The sequence below is a fragment of the Kushneria aurantia DSM 21353 genome, from assembly GCF_000382245.1.
GTDB classification, from domain to species: Bacteria; Pseudomonadota; Gammaproteobacteria; order Pseudomonadales; family Halomonadaceae; genus Kushneria; species Kushneria aurantia.
In genome coordinates this window covers 55,168-74,090 of record NZ_KB907869.1, presented here as the reverse complement: position 1 = coordinate 74,090, position 18,923 = coordinate 55,168, and the positions used below count along the sequence as shown (strand labels likewise).

The following is an 18,923-nucleotide window of genomic DNA, read 5'->3' as shown; positions in this document are numbered from 1 at the left end:
TCAGGGCTGATGCTGCGGCGGCTCATCCGGCGCCGACGCCTGCCGGGCGTCGAATTCGGCGTTGTCGATCCAGGCTTCTTCCTCGGCCTGCTCCTTCTCGGCCTCGACGCGCGCTTCGGCGCCCACCACCATCTCCTCGGTCACCTCCAGCTCGGCGCCCACCACCGACTGCACCGGGTGCGCCGCGAAGGGCGCCAGCGGCTGCGGTGCCGGACGCACGCTACGCCGCCAGACGAAAAACAGCGCCAGCGCGGCGGCCGCCGCCGCCAGGGCATAGAACAGGCCGTCGGCGCCCAGCCTGCCGATCACGGCGCTGAGCAGCGGCGCGCTGAGGGTGCAGCCCACCGCATTGATCAGTAAAAGCCCCTGACTGATGCCCACCAGCGCGCCGGGTGGCGCACGGTCGGCGGCATGACTCATCGCCACCGGGTAGAAGGCGAAGGCCCCGCCACCGAACAGAAAGAGACCGGCGCCGAGGGCGATATCGCCCAGCAGCGCGGCCAGCGGCAGCAGCAGGGAGAGCAGCAGCAGCGCGACCCCCAGCGCAATCAGCACGATCTGACGGTCGTGACGGTCGGACCAGCGGCCGATGGGATACTGTAGCGCCATGCCGCCCAGGATCGTCACCGCCATCAACTGCCCGAGGCGCTCGACGCCGAGACCGATCTGCTGCAGATAGAGCGGCAGCAGCGAGAACAGCGCCGCCACCATCACACCGGAACCCAGGGCACCCATCACGCCGGTAGGCGTTACCCGAATGAGCTTCAGCGGCGGCAGCGGCACTGCCTGCTCGATCAGCGGCGACACCCGCGGAATAATCCCCAGCGGTAGCACCGAAAGGGCCGCCAGCATGCCGATCAACACATAGGGGGCGGCATCGAAGGGCTGGGCGAACAGCCCCAGCAGCAGCTGCCCCAGTGCCAGAGCGGCGTACAGCGAGATCATGTAGAAGGCCAGAATGCGTCCGCGCCGTGCCGGATCGCCGCCGGTCAGCAGCCAGCTCTCGATCACCAGGTAGACGCCCACCGTGGCCCAGCCGCCGATCAGGCGCATGACAAACCACCAGCCGGCGTTGAGCCACAGCGCCTGCGCCAGCGCCGCCGCTGCCACCAGCGAGGCAAAGCAGGCGTAGGCGCGAATATGGCCGATACGCAGCAGCAACCGGTCGTTGAGCAGTGCCCCCAGCGCCAGCCCCACATAGTAGGCCGCCGACACCCAGCCGATGGTCGTCACCGAAGCACCCGCCTGGTCCAGGCGCAGCGTTACCAGGGTGGAGAGAAAGCCGTTGCCCAGCGCCAGAATGAAAAGTCCCAGCAGCGGCGGAAAGATCAGCGCCAACAGTTGTCGAGACATGACGTTCAGCTACCTCTGTGAGAATGGCGCATTAAATCGTGGCGCACTATACGCCTGCCCCGGAACAAAATCATTACCCCCCATGAGGCCACCGTTCGACTCGAAACATTCAGCCAGGCGCACTGTCAAAACAGGTATACTCCTTCCGTTATTTCCTTGATTTGCATGTGGATAGCAATGAACCGGCACAACCTGCAGGCGAAGCTGATCGCGCGCCTCTGGCGACTGCTGTCGCGTCGCAGCCCAACCACACTGTGGCGCCTGGCAACCGCTATCGAACCACTTTATGCCCTGCTCGCCGTTCGCGAGCGGCGGGTAACGCGCATGAACCTGCGCCAGGCCTTTCCCGGCATGGAGAAAAAAGCGCGCCGCGCACAGATTCACGCCAGCCTGCGCCACTCCATCGCCACCATGCTGGAGCTGGGGCTGGCATGGAAAGGAGAGCCGGCACGGGTGGAGGCGTCGATCAAGGAGGTGAAGGGTCGCGAACTGCTCGACCGGGCGCGCGAGGAGGGACGTGGCGTGATCGTGCTGGCGCCTCACTTCGGCAACTGGGAGGTGCTCAACTTCTGGCTCTCCAGTCACTTCCCCTTTACCGCCATGTACGCGCCGCCGCGCATCGGCGCACTGGACCCGCTTATTCGTCGCGGCCGCGAGCGCATGGGCGCACAGCTGGTACCCACCTCGGCGCGTGGCGTGGCGTCGCTTTTGAAGGCGCTGCAGCGTAGCGAAGCGATCGGTATCCTGCCCGATCAGGAGCCGGAGTGGGGCAGCGGCGAGTTCGCCGACTTCTTTGGTCACCCGGCCTATACCGCCACCCTGCTACCGAAACTGGTATCGCGCACCAGCGCTCGCGTGGTGGTCGGAGTGGCACGCCGCCGCGAGCAGCGCAACGGCTTCGAGATTCACTTTCTGGAAGCCGACGAGCGGGTCTACGCCGAACGCGACGAGGCGCTCTCGGCGCGCGGTGTCAATGCCAGCGTCGAGCGCGCAGTAGCGCTCGATGCGATGCAGTACCAGTGGGAGTACAAACGCTATCGCAAGACGCCCGGCGAACGCGAGAACGCCGATGGCTGGCGCGAAAGGCGGTTTTATCACCAGGGGCGGCGCAAGCCCTGACACCGATCATGGGCCATAGCAGGCAGCGCAAAGCGTCGTTCAGTCGCGGAAGTTGTTGTACTGCAGCGGCAGATCCGGTCCCTCCTCGCCCTTCAACAGCGCGATGGCCTGCTGCAGGTCGTCGCGCTTCTTGCCGGTGACCCGCACCTTGTCGCCCTGGATCGCCGGCTGCACCTTGAGCTTCGAGGCCTTGAGCTGTTTGACGATCGCCTTGCAGTCCTCCTGCGACAGCCCCTGCTTCAGGTCGACCTGCTGGCGCGCCCGTACGCCGCTGGTGACCGGCTCCTGCTCCGCCATGCAGCGGGCGTCGATACCGCGAGCGATCAGCCGAGTGCGCAGAATATCGAGCATCTGGCGCAGCTGAAAATCGGCCTCCGCCTCCAGCATCACGGCCTCCCCCTCCAGCGTGAAACTGGCGGTCACACCGCGAAAATCGAAGCGCGTCTCGACCTCGCGGTTGGCCTGATCGACGGCGTTGGTCGCCTCGTGTTTGTCGAATTCGGAAACGATGTCGAAAGAGGGCATGGCCCTTCCCCCCCTGGTATTGAAAGACTACGGGGCGCGATCAGCGCCGCAACGAAGGTCCCGGCACTGATCGATCCCGGGGTGCGATCGGGGAGAAAATACGGCAAAATCCAACTGCCGAATAGCCGACCCGGCGATTTTTTGTACCCGGCCATCCCTGGCGGGTACCCGACGGGCCGCCTACGGCGTCAAAAATCGCTCCCGGCGATTTTTTGTACCCGGCCATCCCTGGCGGGTACCCGACGGGCCGCCTGCGGCGGCAACCCTGCCACAGCGCCGGCCTGACAGGGCCCGTTGGCAGGGCCATAAGCGATCAAATAGAAACCATCAGGATCAATTCGGAGGGAAAATGAGTTCAGATTCGGACGTTTCACCCCAGCCGCAGCCATCCGGCCAGCCACCACAGCAGGTCGACACGACCATGCCGCTGGTCGTCTACGGCCTCTACATTGCCGGTTTTTTTACCGGTGGGGTGACCACTATCGTCGGCGTCATCATCGCCTATGTCTATCAGGGCAAGGGCCCTGCATGGCTCGATGAGCACTACCGCTATCAGGTGCGCACTTTCTGGATCGGTTTTTTATACAGCGTCATCGCGTTGATTCTGATCTTTGTACTGATCGGTTTTCCGCTGGTTGTGCTGCTGGCGGTGTGGATCATTGTGCGCTGTGTTATCGGCTTCAAGGCGCTGCAGGAGAAAACCGCACCGCGCAACCCGGGCTCCTGGCTCTGGTGAGCAGACTGCCATAAGCAGGCCGCCGATATGCGTCATTCGTGGTAGCGGATGACGCTTTTTATCATCGCCTCAACCGCACGGACGGTCACATCAGCCCGCTTACGCCAGTCGCCGCAGGCGCAGGCCGATCACAAGGGCAAGCACCAACAGCGCAGCGATGAAAGCGACCACGCCGGGCCACGCCCAGCGGTACCAGAAAAGCCCGCCCAGCGTGCCGGCGAGGCTCGAGCCCAGGTAGTAGCTGAACAGATAGAGCGACGACGCCTGGCCGCGGGCGTAGCGAGCGCGCTGCCCCACCCAGGCGCTGGCGAGAGAGTGGGCGGCAAAGAAGCCGAAGGTGAACACCAGCATGCCGATCAGGATCAGCGCCGTCGGCGAGGCCAGGGTCAGCAAAAGCCCCGCCAGCATCACCAGCACGAAGATCCAGAACACGCGCGGCCGTCCCAACCGATCGGCCAGCGAGCCGGCCCAGCCGGAGCTGTAGACGCCAGCAAGATAAACCACCGATAAAAGCCCGATCACCGTCTGGCTAAAATGATAGGGCGCCTCCAGCAGCCGGTAGACGATGTAATTGAAAAGGGTCACGAAACCGCCCATCAGCAGGAAGGCTTCCAGAAACAGCAGCGGCAGGCCGGGATCGCGAAAGTGCAGCCGCCAGGCCTCGAGCAGGTTGGCCGGGCTCAGCGCGCGCGGTTCGAAATGGCGCGACGGCGGCAGCATCTTCATGAAGGCGATCGCTGACAGCAGGGCAATCACGCCCATCACGGTGAGGGTAACGCGCCAGCTGACGAAGTCGACCAGCACGCCGCTGATCAGGCGCCCGCTCATCCCGCCGATGGCATTGCCGGCGATGTAGAGCCCCATCGACACGCCCACGAAACGCGGATCGATCTCCTCGTTGAGATAGGCCATCGCCACGCCGCACAGCCCCGCCATGGAGAGCCCGGCCAGTGCACGCATCACCAGTACGCCACCCCACTGCGGCATGGCGGCGGCGGCCAGCGTAAAGCCGGATGCCAGCAGCAGCGACAGCGTCATCATCGGCTTGCGTCCCAGCGCATCGGAAACCGGACCGGTGACGAGCAGCCCCACCGCCAGCAGCGCGGTCGACATCGACAGCGCCAAACTGGTGCGGGCCGGATCAATGCCGAACGCCGCGGAGAGAATCGGCAGCATGGGCTGCACGCAGTAGAGCAGCGCAAAGGTGGAAAAGGCGCCCAGAAAAAGCGCCATCATGGTGGGACGATAGCCCGGCATACCGCGCTCGATGTAGTCACCCTGCTGCCCGCCGCTGTCGCTTCGCTTCTGCGAGGGCGTTGCCACTCCATCCCTGCCGCCCGACATCTCTCCTCCTCGCGCCACAATCCAATACTGCGATGGCGTCATTATAGGGCCTGGCGCCCTCCTCCTGCTCGCCATCGTTACGGTCGCGATTCGCGACGCCACCAGGCTGGAGATCGACTTCTGGCAGATGGGCCTCGACGCCGGGCGCTGATTCGCTGGCCGATAGCGTCCGGTCGGCGAGACATGGATAGGGTATGGTGGTGTCATGACCACTCCCGATACCGACTCATCCCTGCGCTATCGCGCCTGTCTCGCCCGCGACGCCCGCTTCGACGGACGCTTCGTGGTGGGTGTCGCAACCACCGGCATCTACTGCCGGCCGGTGTGTCCGGCGCGCAAGCCCAGGGCGGAGAACTGCCGCTTTTTCGATCACCCCGCCCAGGCGGAACAGGCCGGCTTTCGTCCCTGCCTGCGCTGCCGTCCGGAACGGGCCGCCGCGGTCATCGGCAGGCTACCCAGTGGCGATCTCAACGGCCAGTTGGCCGAGGCGGCGGCGCAGGCCATCGACCAGGGGGCGCTGGAGCGCGGCAGTCTGGTCGAGCTGGCCCGGCACATCGGTGTCTCGCCGCGCCATCTACGGCGGCTGTTTCAACGGGTCTACGGTGTATCGCCACAGGCCTGGGCGCTGACCCAACGGCTACTGACCGCCAGAAGGCTGCTGGCCGATACGCCCCTGCCGATCACCGAGGTGGCGGCACTCGCCGGCTTTGGCAGCCTGCGCCGCTTCAACGCGCTGTTTCTCAAGCGTTACGGCATACCGCCGAGCCGACTGCGGCGTGAGTCGCCGGCATCGCGCGGCGCCACCACGATGACGCTGCAGGCGAGCTATCGCCCGCCGCTGGCCTGGTCGGCGCTGCGCGACTTTCTCGGCCGGCGCGCCATCACCGGCGTCGAACGGCTGACCGATGATCAGGGCTACGCTCGGGTGATTCGCCATCCCGACGGCTCGCTCGGCTGGCTGAATACCGCCCCCGCCGCCCAGGGCTACGCCCTGCATCTGACGCTTCCCGCCCACCAGGCGGCGCGCAGCCTCGACTATCTGCGCCTGGCGCACCGGCTTTTCGACCTCGACGCCCGCATCGATTTGATCGACGCCCATCTGAGCACGCTGACCAGCACGGCCGGCATTCGCGTCCCGGGCGGCGCCGACGGTTTCGAAGTCGCGGTGCGCACCGTTGTCGGTCAGGTGATCTCGCTGGAACACGCCCGTACTCTGCTGGCGCGGCTGGTGCAGGCGCATGGCGACGCCCTCGAGGATCCCGCGGCGCCGGCCGGGCTGAGCCACGCCTTCCCCACCGCCACCCGCCTTGCCGGCGTGGCTGCGGACGCGCTGACCGAACTGGGGCTGACGCGGATGAAGGCGCGGGCGATCTGCCACCTTGCCCGCGCCGTCAGCGACGGTGCTCTGAGACTGACGCCCGAAGCGCCGCTCGACGCCACACTGAGCGCCCTGCAGGCGATCCCCGGCATTGGCGACTGGAGCGCACAGATGGTTGCCATGCGCGCCCTGGACTGGCCCGACGCCTGGCCGGCGGGCGATCTGGTACTGCGCCGCTGCGTCGACGCCCTCGGCCCGGCGACGGACCCTGCCGACTGGTCGCCGTGGCGCGCCTACGCCGCCATGCGGCTCTGGCATCGGGCCACCGAACCGACACCCGTTTCAACCCATTGTGCTGCGGAGACCCGCTCATGATTCGCCACGCCCGTATCGACTCTCCCCTCGGCGCCATGCTGCTGTGCGCCGAGGGCGACGCCCTGAGAGGCCTCTACTTCCACGATCAGCGCTTCCTGCCGCGCATGGAGAAGCCGATCGCCAGCCAAGACGACGCTCTGCTGCGTGAGGCGCAGCGTCAGCTCGAGGACTGGTTCGCCGGCCGTCGACGAGATTTCGATCTGCCGCTGGCGCCTGTCGGCAGCGACTTTCAGCAGCGTGTGTGGCAGGCGCTGAGCGAGATCGGCTATGGCCAAAGGCTGAGCTACGGCGAGCTGGCACAGCGGCTGCAGCTGGCACCGGGTGCAGCACGCGCGGTGGGTGGCGCGGTAGGGCGCAACCCGCTGACCCTGATGGTCCCCTGCCACCGCGTGGTGGGCGGCAAGGGCCAGCTGACCGGCTATGCCGGCGGCATCGAGCGCAAGCGGGCGCTGCTCGATTTTGAACGGGGCGCCCTCCTCTCTCTGGACCCGACCACTCCTGCTGCCCCTGCCTCTGCTTGACCCCTCACGACAGCTACCGCAGACTGACCATCGCGCGCCGAGCAGGCGCGTCAACGCTTGACGGGGTGCCGGTGGAACCGGCTGAGATCAGCATGCGCTTTTTCCGAGGCGCCAGGCTGGATCCCGCAGAACCTGATCCGGCTAGTACCGGCGTAGGGACTCAAGCGCAGGGTGTATTACCCGAAGGGCACTTCGCAGCACCGCCTTGTTGCCGTTCATCCCCCTGCCCCACCTACGCTGTGCGCCGGCCTGACTCGTGTCACGCCCAGGAGCACACATGTCCTCTGTATCCTTTCTCGCCGATACCGCGCGCGTCGACAGCGCCGCCATTGCGCCACTGCCCGCTTCACGCAAGGTCTATATCGAGGGGCCGCGCGCCGATATTCGCGTGCCGATGCGCGAAATCAGCCAGTCGCCCACCACCACCAGCGGCGAGAGCGAAGAGAATCCGCCGCTGCTGGTCTACGACACCTCCGGCCCCTACACCGACCCCGAGGCGAACATCGACATCCGTCGCGGTCTTTTTGATCTGCGCCGCGCCTGGATCGATGGGCGCGATGACACCGAGTGGCTGGACGGCCCGACCAGTGAGTATGGCCAGCGCCGCGCCGAGGACCCGCGCCTGGCGACCCTGCGCTTCGATCTCAAACGCACGCCGCGCCGGGCAAAGGCCGGACGCAACGTCACCCAGATGCACTACGCCCGCCAGGGCATCGTCACCCCCGAGATGGAGTTTATCGCCCTGCGCGAAAACCAGCGCCGCCAGACACTCTCTACAAAGTACTCGGGCACTGCCGAGGTCGAGCGCATTCTGGGACATCAGCACAGTGGCGAGAGCTTCGGCGCCCGCCTGCCGGAGGAGATCACCGCCGAGTTCGTGCGCCGCGAAGTCGCCGCGGGGCGCGCCATCATCCCCAACAACATCAACCACCCGGAGAGCGAGCCGATGATCATCGGGCGCAACTTCCTGGTGAAGATCAACGGCAATCTGGGCAATTCGGCGGTCACCTCCTCCATCGAGGAGGAGGTCGACAAGATGACCTGGGGCATCCGCTGGGGCGCCGACACCATCATGGATCTGTCGACGGGTGAGAACATTCACGAAACCCGCGAGTGGATCATTCGCAATTCGCCGGTGCCGATCGGCACGGTACCGCTCTATCAGGCGCTGGAGAAGGTCAAGGGGGTGGCCGAGAACCTCACCTGGGAGATCTTTCGCGACACCCTGATCGAGCAGGCCGAACAGGGCGTGGACTACTTCACCATCCACGCCGGCGTCAGGCTGCATCACGTGCCGATGACCGCCAACCGCACCACCGGTATCGTCTCGCGCGGCGGCTCGATCATGGCCAAGTGGTGCCTGGCGCATCACGAGGAGAGCTTTCTCTACACCCGCTTCGAGGAGATCTGCGCGATCATGAAGGCCTATGACGTGGCCTTCTCGCTGGGCGACGGTCTGCGCCCCGGCTCGATCAGTGACGCCAACGACGCCGCCCAGTTTGCCGAGCTGGAGACGCTGGGCGAGCTGACGCAGATCGCCTGGCGCCACGATGTGCAGGTGATGATCGAGGGGCCGGGGCATGTGCCGATGCATCTCATCAAGGAGAACATGGACAAGCAGCTCGAATGCTGCGACGAGGCGCCCTTCTATACCCTCGGGCCGCTGACCACCGACATCGCCCCGGGCTACGATCACATCACCTCCGGCATTGGCGCGGCGATGATCGGCTGGTACGGCTGCGCCATGCTCTGCTACGTCACGCCCAAGGAGCACCTCGGGCTGCCCGATCGCGACGACGTCAAGACCGGCATCATCACCTACAAGATTGCGGCCCACGCCGCGGATCTGGCCAAGGGCCACCCCGCCTCACAGCGCCGCGACAATGCCCTTTCCAAGGCGCGCTTCGAGTTCCGCTGGGAGGATCAGTTCAACCTCGGCCTTGATCCGGACACCGCCCGCGAGTACCACGACGAAACGCTGCCGAAGGATTCCGCCAAGGTGGCGCACTTCTGCTCGATGTGCGGGCCGAAGTTCTGCTCGATGAAGATCAGCCATGAGGTGCGCGACCACGCCCGCCAGCGCGGGCTGCTGGGCACCACCGACGAGGAGACGCTCAAACGCGGTATGAGCGAGCAGGCGGAACGCTTCAGGGAGGAAGGCGGCGAGCTGTACCGGGAGCTGTAACCCGGTGATGCGATAGCAGCACTCGCCGCTAATAAAGCCAATCCCGAAGCGAAAGGCGTGCCGGTCAGTCAAGGCTGACCGGCACGCTTGTATCCGGCCCATTTTTAACCCCGGGCCCGGTATAGCGTTGTCAAAACCACCAACGTACCATATCCTGTACATGAACAATTTTATGTACAGGAAAGAACATGGACGCTATCAGCTATACCGCCGCCAGAACCCACCTGTCCAAAACCATGGCGCAGGTGTGTGAAGATCACGCGCCCGTAATCATCACTCGTAGCAGGGCGCAATCCGTGGTCATGATCTCTCTGGAAGATTATGAAGCGCTTCAGGAGACCAGCTATCTCTTGCGCGCCCCGGAGAACGCCCGTCGTCTAATGCAATCCGTAGCCGAACTGGAGGCCGGTGGTGGGCAGGAAAGGGAATTTCCCGAATGAAGCTGGTCTTCTCCGAAAACGCGTGGGAAGACTACTTATACTGGCAAAAAAACGACAGAAAACTCCTCGAGCGGATCAACAAACTGCTCAAGGAGATCCGTCGGGAACCCTTCGAAGGTGTCGGCAAGCCCGAGCCTCTCAAACACAGCCTTGCCGGCTACTGGTCGCGTCGCATCAACGAAGAGCATCGCATGGTCTACAAGGTCACGGATGATGCTCTGCTTATCGCGCAGCTGCGATACCACTACTGAGGCCCCGAGAAACCCTCTGACCGGACCTGCCTTATCCCGTCGACGCCGGCTCGAAGCGATGGCGCAGGTAGCGCTTGATCTCCTCCGACTCGTAGAGCCAGCGGGTTTCGCTGCCCTCACCGGCGATCGCCAAACAGGGCACCATGGTGCGCCCGCCACCGGCCTGCAACGCCTCTTTGGCAGCCGGATCCTCGCGGGTATCGCGCAGCGCGATCGGCAGCGCCAGGCGATGGATTTCGTGGCGCACCTTCACGCAGAAGGGGCAGGTACGAAACTGATAGAGCGTCAGATCCTGACAGGCGCGGTCGACTTCCGCCTGCGCCTCGGCGGAGCGCTCCACTGGTGTCGGCTTGCCGAAGCGGTCAAAAGCCAGCATGGCGGGCGTCAACGCGCTGCGCACGCCGCGGAAAAAGGTTCGTGTGACTGTACCCATAATCAAACTCCACAATTCTCGAAACTGCCGAGGGGCGACGCCCTACTCGACCATTTTCAACAGCGTCCAGGGGGCTTCGCAGGCGTGCTTCTCGTCGCGATCGCCGTCGACCGACCCCAGCGCCAGCTCGCGGTCGTTGTCGTAGGCGACGAACAGCCGATCACGATCGAGCACCGCCAGTCCCTCCGACTTGTGCTCGAACACCAGGGTATTGCCCTCGTCATCCTCGACCAGCGCCGGCGCCTCGCCGCGAGCGAACGCCTCGAGGCTTAAAAGCCATAGATAGCCGCCAATGCTGTCGAGCCCTTCGCTCTCGTTTTCGAAACTGGTCATCAGATAGAGACGATGATTATAGGGGTCATATTCGAGGCTGGAGAGCCCGCAGACGTGCTCGACCGCGTCGAATTCGCCCGGGTCGAAACGATAGACCTCGCGCAGATCGTCGGTAAATATCAGTGCGCCGCTGTCGTTGACGCGGTAATGCGCGCCTACCACGCGGCAGACGTATTCGAAGTCATCGAAATGCTGGCCCTGTTCGCGCACGCCGAACAGCAGCATGCCGTCGTCGCGCTCGCCCGGGATCGCCGCCAGCCCCTCGATCTTGTAGTAGGGCACGCCAATGGCGGCCGTCAGCCGCTGGCGCAGCTCCAGCGATCCCTCGACGTTGTCGCGCGGGTCAGGGTCGACCACCTGCACCCGGTCGGGATCGCCCAGCGGCCAGATCAGCAGGTGGTTGTAGGCGTTGAGCGAATGGTCCCGATCGCTGATACGATCGAAGCCGGTGGTCGCCAGCACGTGGCGGCCATCGGCGGTGAGAGCGAAATCCTCGTACTTGATCGCACTGCGGATCAGCGGTTGGGTATAATAACCCAGCGTCTCCGGGTGCGGCCGGCCTTCGTCGTCGATATCGACGGAGAATACCGAGGAGCGTCCTTCGCCCGGTATCGGCTTGTCGCTGCCCAGAATCAGCCGCTTGCCGTCATACACCACCGCCGACACCTCGGCATGGACCGGCTCGCCGCTGTCGTCGACAAGGCCCGCCGGGAAACACTCGAGGGTGCCGTGTGATATCGGACGTGCGCGCATAGCCATCACCTCTGATCGAGAATATGGGAACTGTATGACGGCGCCAGCGCTGTAATACAACCCCGGCAGTTTTTGCCGTGGCACCGCTCGTGCGTACAAACTCTTCTATTTCCTGTCTACCTACGGAGTGATTCGCCCTGGCCGTACTTGCTATTACCGCTCCCATCTTTCTGCTGATGGCGCTGGGCTGGCTGGCCGCCAGAGGCGCGATCGTGCAGGCCGAACACATCCGCGGCATGGGGCGTTTCGTGATCAACTTCGCCCTGCCGGCACTGATCATTCACGCCCTGAGCGAGCAGCCACTGGACGAGATGTTTAACGGCCATTATCTGCTCGCCTACGGGCTGGGTTCGCTGGCGACGCTGGCACTGGGGCTGGCGCTGACGTTCGGACTCCAGCGTCGCCGGCTCGATCACGCCGCTATCGAAGCGCTGGGCATGGCAACCGCCAACAGCGGCTTTATCGGCTATCCGGTCGCCGCCATGGTGATCGGGCAGAGCGCCGGTATCGCTCTGGCGCTGTGCATGCTGGTCGAAAATATGCTGATGCTGCCCATCTGCCTGACCCTGGCCGAGTCCGGCCGTCAGCAGCAGGGCTCGCTGATACGTACCCTGACGGCCACCTTCTCGCGGCTGGGGCGTACCCCGGTATTCATCGCCATTATCGGCGGAGCCCTGCTGTCGCTTTCCGGTATCCGCCTGCCCGGCTGGCTGTCACAGGCGGTCGATATGCTGGCCAGCGCTTCAGCACCGGTCGCCCTTTTCGTCATCGGCGGTACCCTCTACGGCCTGAAGGTGCGCGGCATGTACCGCCGGGTGGGGCAGATCGCACTGGCCAAACTGATCCTGCATCCGCTCATGGTGCTGCTCTTTTTCCAGCTCTTCCCGCTCGAGGACACCGCGCTGATGACCGGCGCACTGCTGATCGCCGGTGCGCCCATGTTGAGCATCTACCCTATCTTCGGCGCGCGCTTTGCGATGGATGGCCTGTGTGCCGCCGCTCTGCTGACCGCCACGGTGGCGTCGTTTTTCACCCTCAGCGTGGCGCTGTGGCTGCTCGGTGCGGCGTCCTGATCAGTGCGCCGCAATCGCGGCAAGCAGCCGCTCGCGACGCTGATCGTCGATAAAGGCGGCCTCCAGGGCGTTGCGCGAGAGTTCGCGGAAGGCGTCCTCGTCCCAGCCGAACGCCTCGTGGCAGGCCATGAAATTGGCCAGCATGCCGCCGCCGAAGTAGGCCGGGTCATCGGAGTTGAGGGTGACGCACAGGCCGTTGTCGAGCAGTGCCGGCAGGCAGTGCGACTCCAGCCGCTCGAACACCTTCAGATAGACGTTGGAGAGCGGGCAAACGGTCAGGGGAATCTGCTCGCTGTGCAGCCGTGCCACCAGCGCCTCGTCTTCCAGACAGCGCACGCCGTGGTCGATGCGGCAGACATCGAGGGCATCCAGCGCGCCACTGATGTAGTCCGCCGGCCCCTCTTCGCCGGCATGGGCGATACGCGCCAGCCCCAGCGCTCGGGCGCGTTCGAAAACGGCCGTGAACTTCTCCGGCGGGTTGCCCACTTCGGCACTGTCCAGCCCCACCGCTGCCAGCCGATCGTACCAGGGCGCGGCCTGCTCCAGCACCGCCATCGCCTCCTGTGCCGGACGATCACGCAGAAAGCTCATGATCAGCGCGCTGGAGATGTCGAAACGCCGGCGCGCCTCATCGCATGCACTTTCCAGTCCGGCAAGGATCGTCTGCAGCGTCACGCCACGCTCGAGGTGCGGCTGCGGGTCGAAGGAGAGTTCGACATGAACCACGCCATCGTCATGGGCGCGCTCGAAGTAGGCCATCGCCAGCTCGAAGAAGTCCTGTTGGGTGCAGAGCACGCTCATGCCCCGGTAGTAAAGGTCGAGAAAGGACTGCAGGCTGTCGAAATCATAGGCCGCACGCAGGGCCTCGACGCTCTGCCAGGCGAGACGTATACCGTTGCGCGCCGCCAGTTCGAACATCAGCTCGGGTTCGAGGGTGCCCTCGATGTGCAGATGCAGTTCGGCCTTGGGCAGCGTTCTCAGCCACTCTTTCATGGGCGCTCCTGGGAATGGGGGACGACCGGCGCATAACCCTGAAACAGAAGGAGCCACCCGCAGGCGGCTCCCGATATGACACAGGGTGTCGCAATATTACTTCTTGAGTGACTCCTTTGCTTCACCCCTGGCGGATTCGACATGGCCTTTGGATTGCTGGGCACGTCCTTCGGCTTCGGTAGACGAGCTGTCGGTCGCCTTGCCCATCATCTCCTTTGCCTTGCCGGCCACCTTGTCGATAAAACCTTCGGCCTTGTCGGTTTTGGCATCTTTCGTCATGGTCATATCCTCCGTTCGTCGAGATAGCGTCATTATTGGCGCATTCCATCTCGACGTCGCTCTCTCATTTTAGCTGTTTTACGGCATTTTCAAGTCGATACAAGAATTTCCAGGGCACAAAATGCCGCCAGCAGGATGAAAGCTCAGGATCCGAAGTGATGGTCCAGCCACTTGATGATCTCGGCGGCCTGATACAGCCACTGGATGTCGCCACCACTGTGCTCGATGCGCAAACAGGGCACCCGCGCCCGTCCGCCACCTTCGACAAGCTCCTGCCGCGCAGCGGGTTCGGCATCGATATTGAACAGCTCGATACTGAGATTGAGACGCTCGACCTCCATCTCCACGAAGTGGCAGAAGGTGCAGGTATCCGACTCATAAAGCCTCAGGGCTCGACAAGCCAGATCAACCTCTGCCTGGCGTTCGAGGGTGCGCTCCACCAACAGGATTTCGTTACTCATGAAGAACCTCCATGAACGCCAGCATCGCCTGTAGATTTCCTTTTCGCCATCAGAACAAACTCAGGGGAACGGTGGTATTTCGAACGGCCCCCAACCGATCTGCGCCCGAGCCTGCGCAGCGGGCCGGGTCTCCATGCTGCCATCTTCGTTCTTCAGACATGCAAAACGCCGACGAAGGAAGCCCACAAGATATATATCGACCGATTTGTGCATTCATTTAATTTTTAATCTCGAACGCTACAGCAGCGCACCGGGTTGCCTGTGGCGCGGGTGCCGAATGGCGCGGCAGGACCTACACTGAACCAGCAGGATGCGCCGGTTTTTGGATACCGCTTTTTTTCAGGATAATCACCATGCAGCAGAGTAGACAGCCTCCCTCTTCCGACCCGTATCGTCGCGGCCGCGACGCCGATACTCCGCTGGCCATCCCCGGTCGTGGCTGGTGGGAGACCTGCCTGCGCGTCAGGCATCAGCTGGAAGCCAATCACGCCAACCTGATCGCCGCCAGCATCGCCTTTTACGGCTTTCTGGGTATCTTTCCTGCCATCGCCGCTTTCATCTCCATCTGGGGGCTGGCCTTCGATCCGCAGCAGGTGCAGGCGCAGATCGCCATGCTCAGCAGCGTGCTGCCTGCGGAGTCCGCCAGCATCATCCGCGACCAGGCACTGGCGGTCAGCAGCAGCGCCTCCACCAGTATGAGCATTACCGCCATCGCCGGCCTGATGTTCACCGTCTATAGCGCCTCCAAGGGTATGCGCGGCTTCATGGCAGGGCTCAATATCATGTACGGCGAGCGCGAAAAGCGTGGCCTGATCAAGCGTACCCTGACCATCTGGGTGCTGACCGGCGGTCTGATCGTGATGACCATCCTGACACTCGCCACCATCGCGGTACTGCCGCCGCTGCTCGCTCGCCTGCCCTTCGGTGACGCCCTGTCGGCGCTTTTGATCTATATCCGCTGGCCGGTACTGCTGCTGCTGGTAATTGCTGCCATCACCATCCTCTATCGTTTTGGACCCGACCGTGCGCCGCCACGCGCCAACTGGCTGAGCGTCGGTGCCGTGATGGCCACCCTGCTGTGGGCGCTGGCATCGATCGGCTTTTCGATCTATGTGCGCAATTTCGCCAACTACAACCAGACCTACGGCACTATCGGCGCCGTGATGGTACTGCTGCTGTGGTTCTGGATCTCGGCCTTCATTGTGCTGCTGGGAGCAGCGCTCAACTGCGAGCTGGAACGTCAGACCAGCCGTGATACTACCACCGGACGCCCCAGGCCGATGGGCAGCCGCGGCGCCTGGGCGGCCGATACGGTAGCGAAAAACGCACACGACATCAGCACCAGCGGCTTCAACGACACACCGGCACCGAGCGGACAGGACAGCGCTTCACAGAAGCAACGACACGATTGAGCATGGGCGAGGCCCGGGCCGGCCGGGACGGTTCTGTGTACAGCCGAACCGGGGCCACGACCCTCTTGAACAGAGCTGAATTCAGCGCTGCGCAGCAGGCGATACAATCGACTCCATGCCATGCTGTAAGGCGTCAATTCGGCACAGGAAAAACGACCATGACATTTCGCGCTATCGCACTCGCCACGGCTGCCGCCACTGCAATGACGGGGCTGGCCAGCGCTCACGCCGAGCAGACGCCGCAGGCCACCGAAGGCCTCTACTCGGCCAACCGCCTGCTCGACGCCGACGTCCATCTGCTCCACGAGAGTCGCACCATCGGCGAGGTCGAGGATCTGCTTTTTGGCGACGACATGACGCTGCAGGCGATGGTGATCGAAATCGATGATGACGGCTTCGATCTCGACGGTCGTGGCTACGTTATCCAGCGCGGCGATTTCACCGTCGAGACCAGCAACGATACCGATCTCGGCGATCTCGAATACAACGTCATCATCAATCTCGACCGCGACGAGCTGGCCGCGCAGCCCGAATGGGACAACGACTGGTGGCAGAACGCCCGTCAGCAGGCATCGCAGGCCTGGCAGGAGACGACCGATGCCGCCAGCAGCGCCTGGCAGGATACCCGTCAGGCAACTTCAAACCTGCTGCAGCAGGCCGGCGAGGCGATCGGGCAATAAGCCTCACCATCGACACAAGCCCGCGATACGTCGCGGGCTTTTTTGTGGTCAACCGTCACCGTCATACAGCGGTCTGTAACGCCAGGGCCTCAAGCGCCCTGTTCGCCCTGTGAACGGTCGCCCGGTGCCAGTACCAACACCCCCAGCGGCGGCAGCCGCAGCCGCAGAGCGAAGGGGTGACCGTGGCGGTCAAGCTCGAGCGCCTGCCGGCCGCCCTGGTTGCCCACATCGCTACCGCCATAGTGACCGGCATCGCTGTTGAACACTTCGCGCCACCAGCCGCCGCTCGGCACGCCAAGCTCATAGCCGTCGAGCACCTGCGGGAGCATGTTGAGCACCACCAGCAGCGGCTCGCCGTGACGGCTCCAGCGCAGCCAGGCAAAAACGCTGTTATCGCTGTCATCGCCCACCACCCACTGGAATCCCTGGGCTACGCCGTCCTGCTCGTAAAGCGCCGGACTCTCACGGTAAAGGCGGTTGAGATCACCCACCAGCTGCTGCACGCCCCGATGTGGCGGTTCGCCAAGCAGAAACCAGTCCAGCTCGCGATCGTGGCTCCACTCGCGGAACTGGGCGAACTCGCAGCCCATGAACAGCAGCTTCTTGCCGGGGTGGGTCCACATGAAACCAAGATAGGCGCGCAGGTTGGCGAACTGCTGCCAGCGGTCGCCGGGCATCTTGTTGATCAGCGAGCCCTTGCCGTGCACCACTTCGTCGTGGGAGATCGGCAGCATGAAATGCTCCGAGAAGGCATAGACCAGCCCGAAGGTCACCGCATCGTGATGATAACGACGATAGAGCGGATCTTCGCTCATGTAGCTCAGGCTGTCGTGCATCCAGCCCATGTTCCACTTGTAGCCAAAGCCCAGCCCCCCTTCCTGCGTGGGACGTGTAACGCCCGGCCAGGCAGTGGACTCCTCGGCGATGACCAGCGCCCCCGGTGCTTCCTCGGCCACCACGCTGTTGAGATGGGTAAGGAAGTCGATCGCCTCGAGGTTCTCCTGGCCGCCGTGGATATTGGCAATCCACTCCCCGTCGCGGCGCGAATAGTTGCGGTAAAGCATCGAGGCGACGGCATCGACGCGCAGCGCATCGACGTGAAACTCCCTCAGCCAGTGCAGCGCCGAGGCGAGCATGAAGCCGTGCACCTCGTGACGGCCAAGGTTGTAAATGTAGGTGTTCCAGTCCTGGTGGAACCCCTCGCGCGGGTCCTGGTATTCGTACAGCGCGGTGCCATCGAAGCGCGCCAGGCCGTGAGGGTCGGTGGGAAAGTGGGCCGGCACCCAGTCGAGGATCACGCCGATGCCGGCGCGGTGACAGGCGTCGACGAAGACAGCGAAACCACCGGGCGAACCGAAGCGGCCGCTGGGAGCGAACTGCGACAGCGGCTGGTAACCCCAGGAGCCGCCGAAGGGATGCTCCATGATCGGCAGCAGCTCGATGTGGGTGAACCCCATCTCGACAACGTAGGGAATCAGCGATTCGGCCAGATCCTGCCAGGTGTAAAGCGCCCCCTCGTCACCGCCGTGACGTCGCCAGGAAGCGGCGTGCACCTCGTAGACCGAAATCGGCGCATCGCCTTGATGACGCTCTGCGCGTCCGGCCATCCAGACCTCGTCGCGCCACTCGTGTTGCAGCGGCTCGGCCACCACCGAGCCGGTCTGCGGCGGCGCCTGGGTGGCCAACGCCACCGGGTCCGCCTTGAGCGGCAGCAGGCCGTCGGGACCGAGAATTTCATACTTGTAGACCGTACCGACCGCCAGCCGCGGGATGAAAATCTCCCACACCCCGGTAGGCTGACGCAGACGCATGGGAAAGCGTCGCCCGTCCCACTGACAGAAGGCGCCCACCACCGAGACGCGCCGGGCATTGGGCGCCCATACCGCGAAGCGCACTCCGGGGACGCCGTCGACGCTGGTCACCTGAGCGCCGAGGCAGTGGCCGAGCTGGCGATGGTTGCCCTCGCCGATCAGATAGAGATCGAGCTCGCCGAGCAGTGCACCGAAGGCGTAGGGATCCTCGCGCACCTCCTCCCCATAAGGCCAGCGGATGCGCAACCGATAGGGGGTGACGTGATCCAGCCGGCCGACGAACAGATCGGGAACCTGACCCGGCTGCAGCCGACCCAGCACCCGGTCGCTGTCGTGTGCCAGCAGATCGACACCCAGCGCCCCCGGCAGCAGCGCGCGCACCACCATGGCGTTGTCGACCTCGTGGGGACCCAGCACGGCAAAGGGGTCGCCATGGCTAGCCTCCACCAGTGCCTGAGCCGCGTCGGGATGAATATCGAGCGAGACGTCGGAGCCGGCGGGCTCGCCATAAAGCGTCGATTCGGTCAT

Annotated in this window: 19 protein-coding genes and 1 riboswitch; of the genes, 10 read left to right on the top strand and 9 right to left on the bottom strand. The window is 64.2% G+C overall.

Annotated features, from left to right (window positions below):
• Positions 1-1,353 (bottom strand): MFS transporter, encoded by a 1,353-nt coding sequence (locus tag H146_RS18840; protein ID WP_033195557.1) that lies wholly within the window; start codon positions 1,351-1,353, stop codon positions 1-3.
• 177 nt (positions 1,354-1,530) lie between these two features.
• On the opposite strand from H146_RS18840, the gene H146_RS0107715 reads away from it, so the two are divergent.
• On the top strand, positions 1,531-2,472 hold the full coding sequence (locus H146_RS0107715; protein WP_019951304.1) for a lysophospholipid acyltransferase family protein: 942 nt from the start codon (positions 1,531-1,533) through the stop codon (positions 2,470-2,472).
• Positions 2,473-2,511: 39 nt separating this feature from the next.
• On the opposite strand, the gene H146_RS0107710 is transcribed toward H146_RS0107715, so the two are convergent.
• Positions 2,512-2,997, bottom strand: coding sequence for a YajQ family cyclic di-GMP-binding protein (locus H146_RS0107710; RefSeq protein ID WP_019951303.1), 486 nt, complete (start codon positions 2,995-2,997; stop codon positions 2,512-2,514).
• 349 nt (positions 2,998-3,346) lie between these two features.
• On the opposite strand from H146_RS0107710, the gene H146_RS0107705 reads away from it, so the two are divergent.
• Positions 3,347-3,733 (top strand): DUF4870 family protein, encoded by a 387-nt coding sequence (locus H146_RS0107705; RefSeq protein WP_019951302.1) that lies wholly within the window; start codon positions 3,347-3,349, stop codon positions 3,731-3,733.
• A 99-nt stretch (positions 3,734-3,832) separates the two neighbouring features.
• Here the strand turns inward: H146_RS0107705 and H146_RS0107700 are convergent, their stop codons facing one another.
• On the bottom strand, positions 3,833-5,077 hold the full coding sequence (locus H146_RS0107700; protein WP_019951301.1) for an MFS transporter: 1,245 nt from the start codon (positions 5,075-5,077) through the stop codon (positions 3,833-3,835).
• Between the two features lie 205 nt (positions 5,078-5,282).
• On the opposite strand from H146_RS0107700, the gene H146_RS0107695 reads away from it, so the two are divergent.
• The 5 genes from H146_RS0107695 to H146_RS0107675 all read left to right on the top strand — a co-directional run bounded on the left by H146_RS0107695 (position 5,283) and on the right by H146_RS0107675 (position 10,167).
• Positions 5,283-6,770, top strand: coding sequence for a DNA-3-methyladenine glycosylase 2 family protein (locus H146_RS0107695; RefSeq protein ID WP_019951300.1), 1,488 nt, complete (start codon positions 5,283-5,285; stop codon positions 6,768-6,770).
• Positions 6,767-7,291, top strand: coding sequence for a methylated-DNA--[protein]-cysteine S-methyltransferase (locus tag H146_RS0107690; RefSeq protein WP_019951299.1), 525 nt, complete (start codon positions 6,767-6,769; stop codon positions 7,289-7,291). Before H146_RS0107695 ends, H146_RS0107690 begins: the two co-directional genes overlap by 4 nt.
• A gap of 51 nt (positions 7,292-7,342) precedes the next feature.
• A riboswitch (TPP riboswitch) is annotated at positions 7,343-7,468 on the top strand.
• A 100-nt stretch (positions 7,469-7,568) separates the two neighbouring features.
• Positions 7,569-9,476 carry a phosphomethylpyrimidine synthase ThiC gene (thiC, locus tag H146_RS0107685; protein WP_019951298.1) on the top strand — a complete coding sequence of 636 codons (1,908 nt, stop codon included), beginning with the start codon at positions 7,569-7,571 and terminating at the stop codon, positions 9,474-9,476.
• Between the two features lie 188 nt (positions 9,477-9,664).
• The gene (locus tag H146_RS0107680; RefSeq protein ID WP_019951297.1) at positions 9,665-9,916 is read left to right on the top strand and encodes a type II toxin-antitoxin system Phd/YefM family antitoxin; all 252 of its coding nucleotides are present in this window, start codon (positions 9,665-9,667) and stop codon (positions 9,914-9,916) included.
• The gene (locus H146_RS0107675; protein ID WP_019951296.1) at positions 9,913-10,167 is read left to right on the top strand and encodes a Txe/YoeB family addiction module toxin; all 255 of its coding nucleotides are present in this window, start codon (positions 9,913-9,915) and stop codon (positions 10,165-10,167) included. Before H146_RS0107680 ends, H146_RS0107675 begins: the two co-directional genes overlap by 4 nt.
• 31 nt (positions 10,168-10,198) lie before the next feature.
• Here H146_RS0107675 and H146_RS0107670 read toward each other — a convergent pair whose 3' ends face one another.
• Entirely contained in the window at positions 10,199-10,600 is a 402-nt protein-coding gene (locus tag H146_RS0107670; protein WP_019951295.1) for a glutaredoxin family protein, read from the bottom strand.
• A gap of 42 nt (positions 10,601-10,642) precedes the next feature.
• The gene (locus H146_RS0107665; RefSeq protein ID WP_019951294.1) at positions 10,643-11,686 is read right to left on the bottom strand and encodes a hypothetical protein; all 1,044 of its coding nucleotides are present in this window, start codon (positions 11,684-11,686) and stop codon (positions 10,643-10,645) included.
• A gap of 137 nt (positions 11,687-11,823) precedes the next feature.
• Between H146_RS0107665 and H146_RS0107660 the strand changes: the two genes are divergently transcribed.
• On the top strand, positions 11,824-12,759 hold the full coding sequence (locus H146_RS0107660; RefSeq protein ID WP_033195555.1) for an AEC family transporter: 936 nt from the start codon (positions 11,824-11,826) through the stop codon (positions 12,757-12,759).
• Here H146_RS0107660 and H146_RS0107655 read toward each other — a convergent pair whose 3' ends face one another.
• The 3 genes from H146_RS0107655 to H146_RS0107645 form a co-directional block, all read right to left on the bottom strand.
• Positions 12,760-13,752, bottom strand: a complete 993-nt coding sequence (locus tag H146_RS0107655; protein ID WP_019951292.1) for an adenosine deaminase — start codon at positions 13,750-13,752, stop codon at positions 12,760-12,762.
• Between the two features lie 96 nt (positions 13,753-13,848).
• Positions 13,849-14,031 carry a CsbD family protein gene (locus H146_RS0107650; RefSeq protein ID WP_026351831.1) on the bottom strand — a complete coding sequence of 61 codons (183 nt, stop codon included), beginning with the start codon at positions 14,029-14,031 and terminating at the stop codon, positions 13,849-13,851.
• 143 nt (positions 14,032-14,174) lie between these two features.
• Entirely contained in the window at positions 14,175-14,492 is a 318-nt protein-coding gene (locus H146_RS0107645; protein WP_019951290.1) for a glutaredoxin family protein, read from the bottom strand.
• A gap of 353 nt (positions 14,493-14,845) precedes the next feature.
• On the opposite strand from H146_RS0107645, the gene H146_RS0107640 reads away from it, so the two are divergent.
• Together H146_RS0107640 and H146_RS18835 are read left to right on the top strand one after the other, a co-directional pair.
• Positions 14,846-15,904, top strand: coding sequence for a YihY/virulence factor BrkB family protein (locus H146_RS0107640; protein ID WP_019951289.1), 1,059 nt, complete (start codon positions 14,846-14,848; stop codon positions 15,902-15,904).
• Positions 15,905-16,062: 158 nt separating this feature from the next.
• The gene (locus H146_RS18835) at positions 16,063-16,584 is read left to right on the top strand and encodes a hypothetical protein (RefSeq protein WP_019951288.1); all 522 of its coding nucleotides are present in this window, start codon (positions 16,063-16,065) and stop codon (positions 16,582-16,584) included.
• A gap of 89 nt (positions 16,585-16,673) precedes the next feature.
• Here the strand turns inward: H146_RS18835 and glgB are convergent, their stop codons facing one another.
• Positions 16,674-18,923 (bottom strand): 1,4-alpha-glucan branching protein GlgB, encoded by a 2,250-nt coding sequence (gene glgB / locus H146_RS0107630; RefSeq protein WP_019951287.1) that lies wholly within the window; start codon positions 18,921-18,923, stop codon positions 16,674-16,676.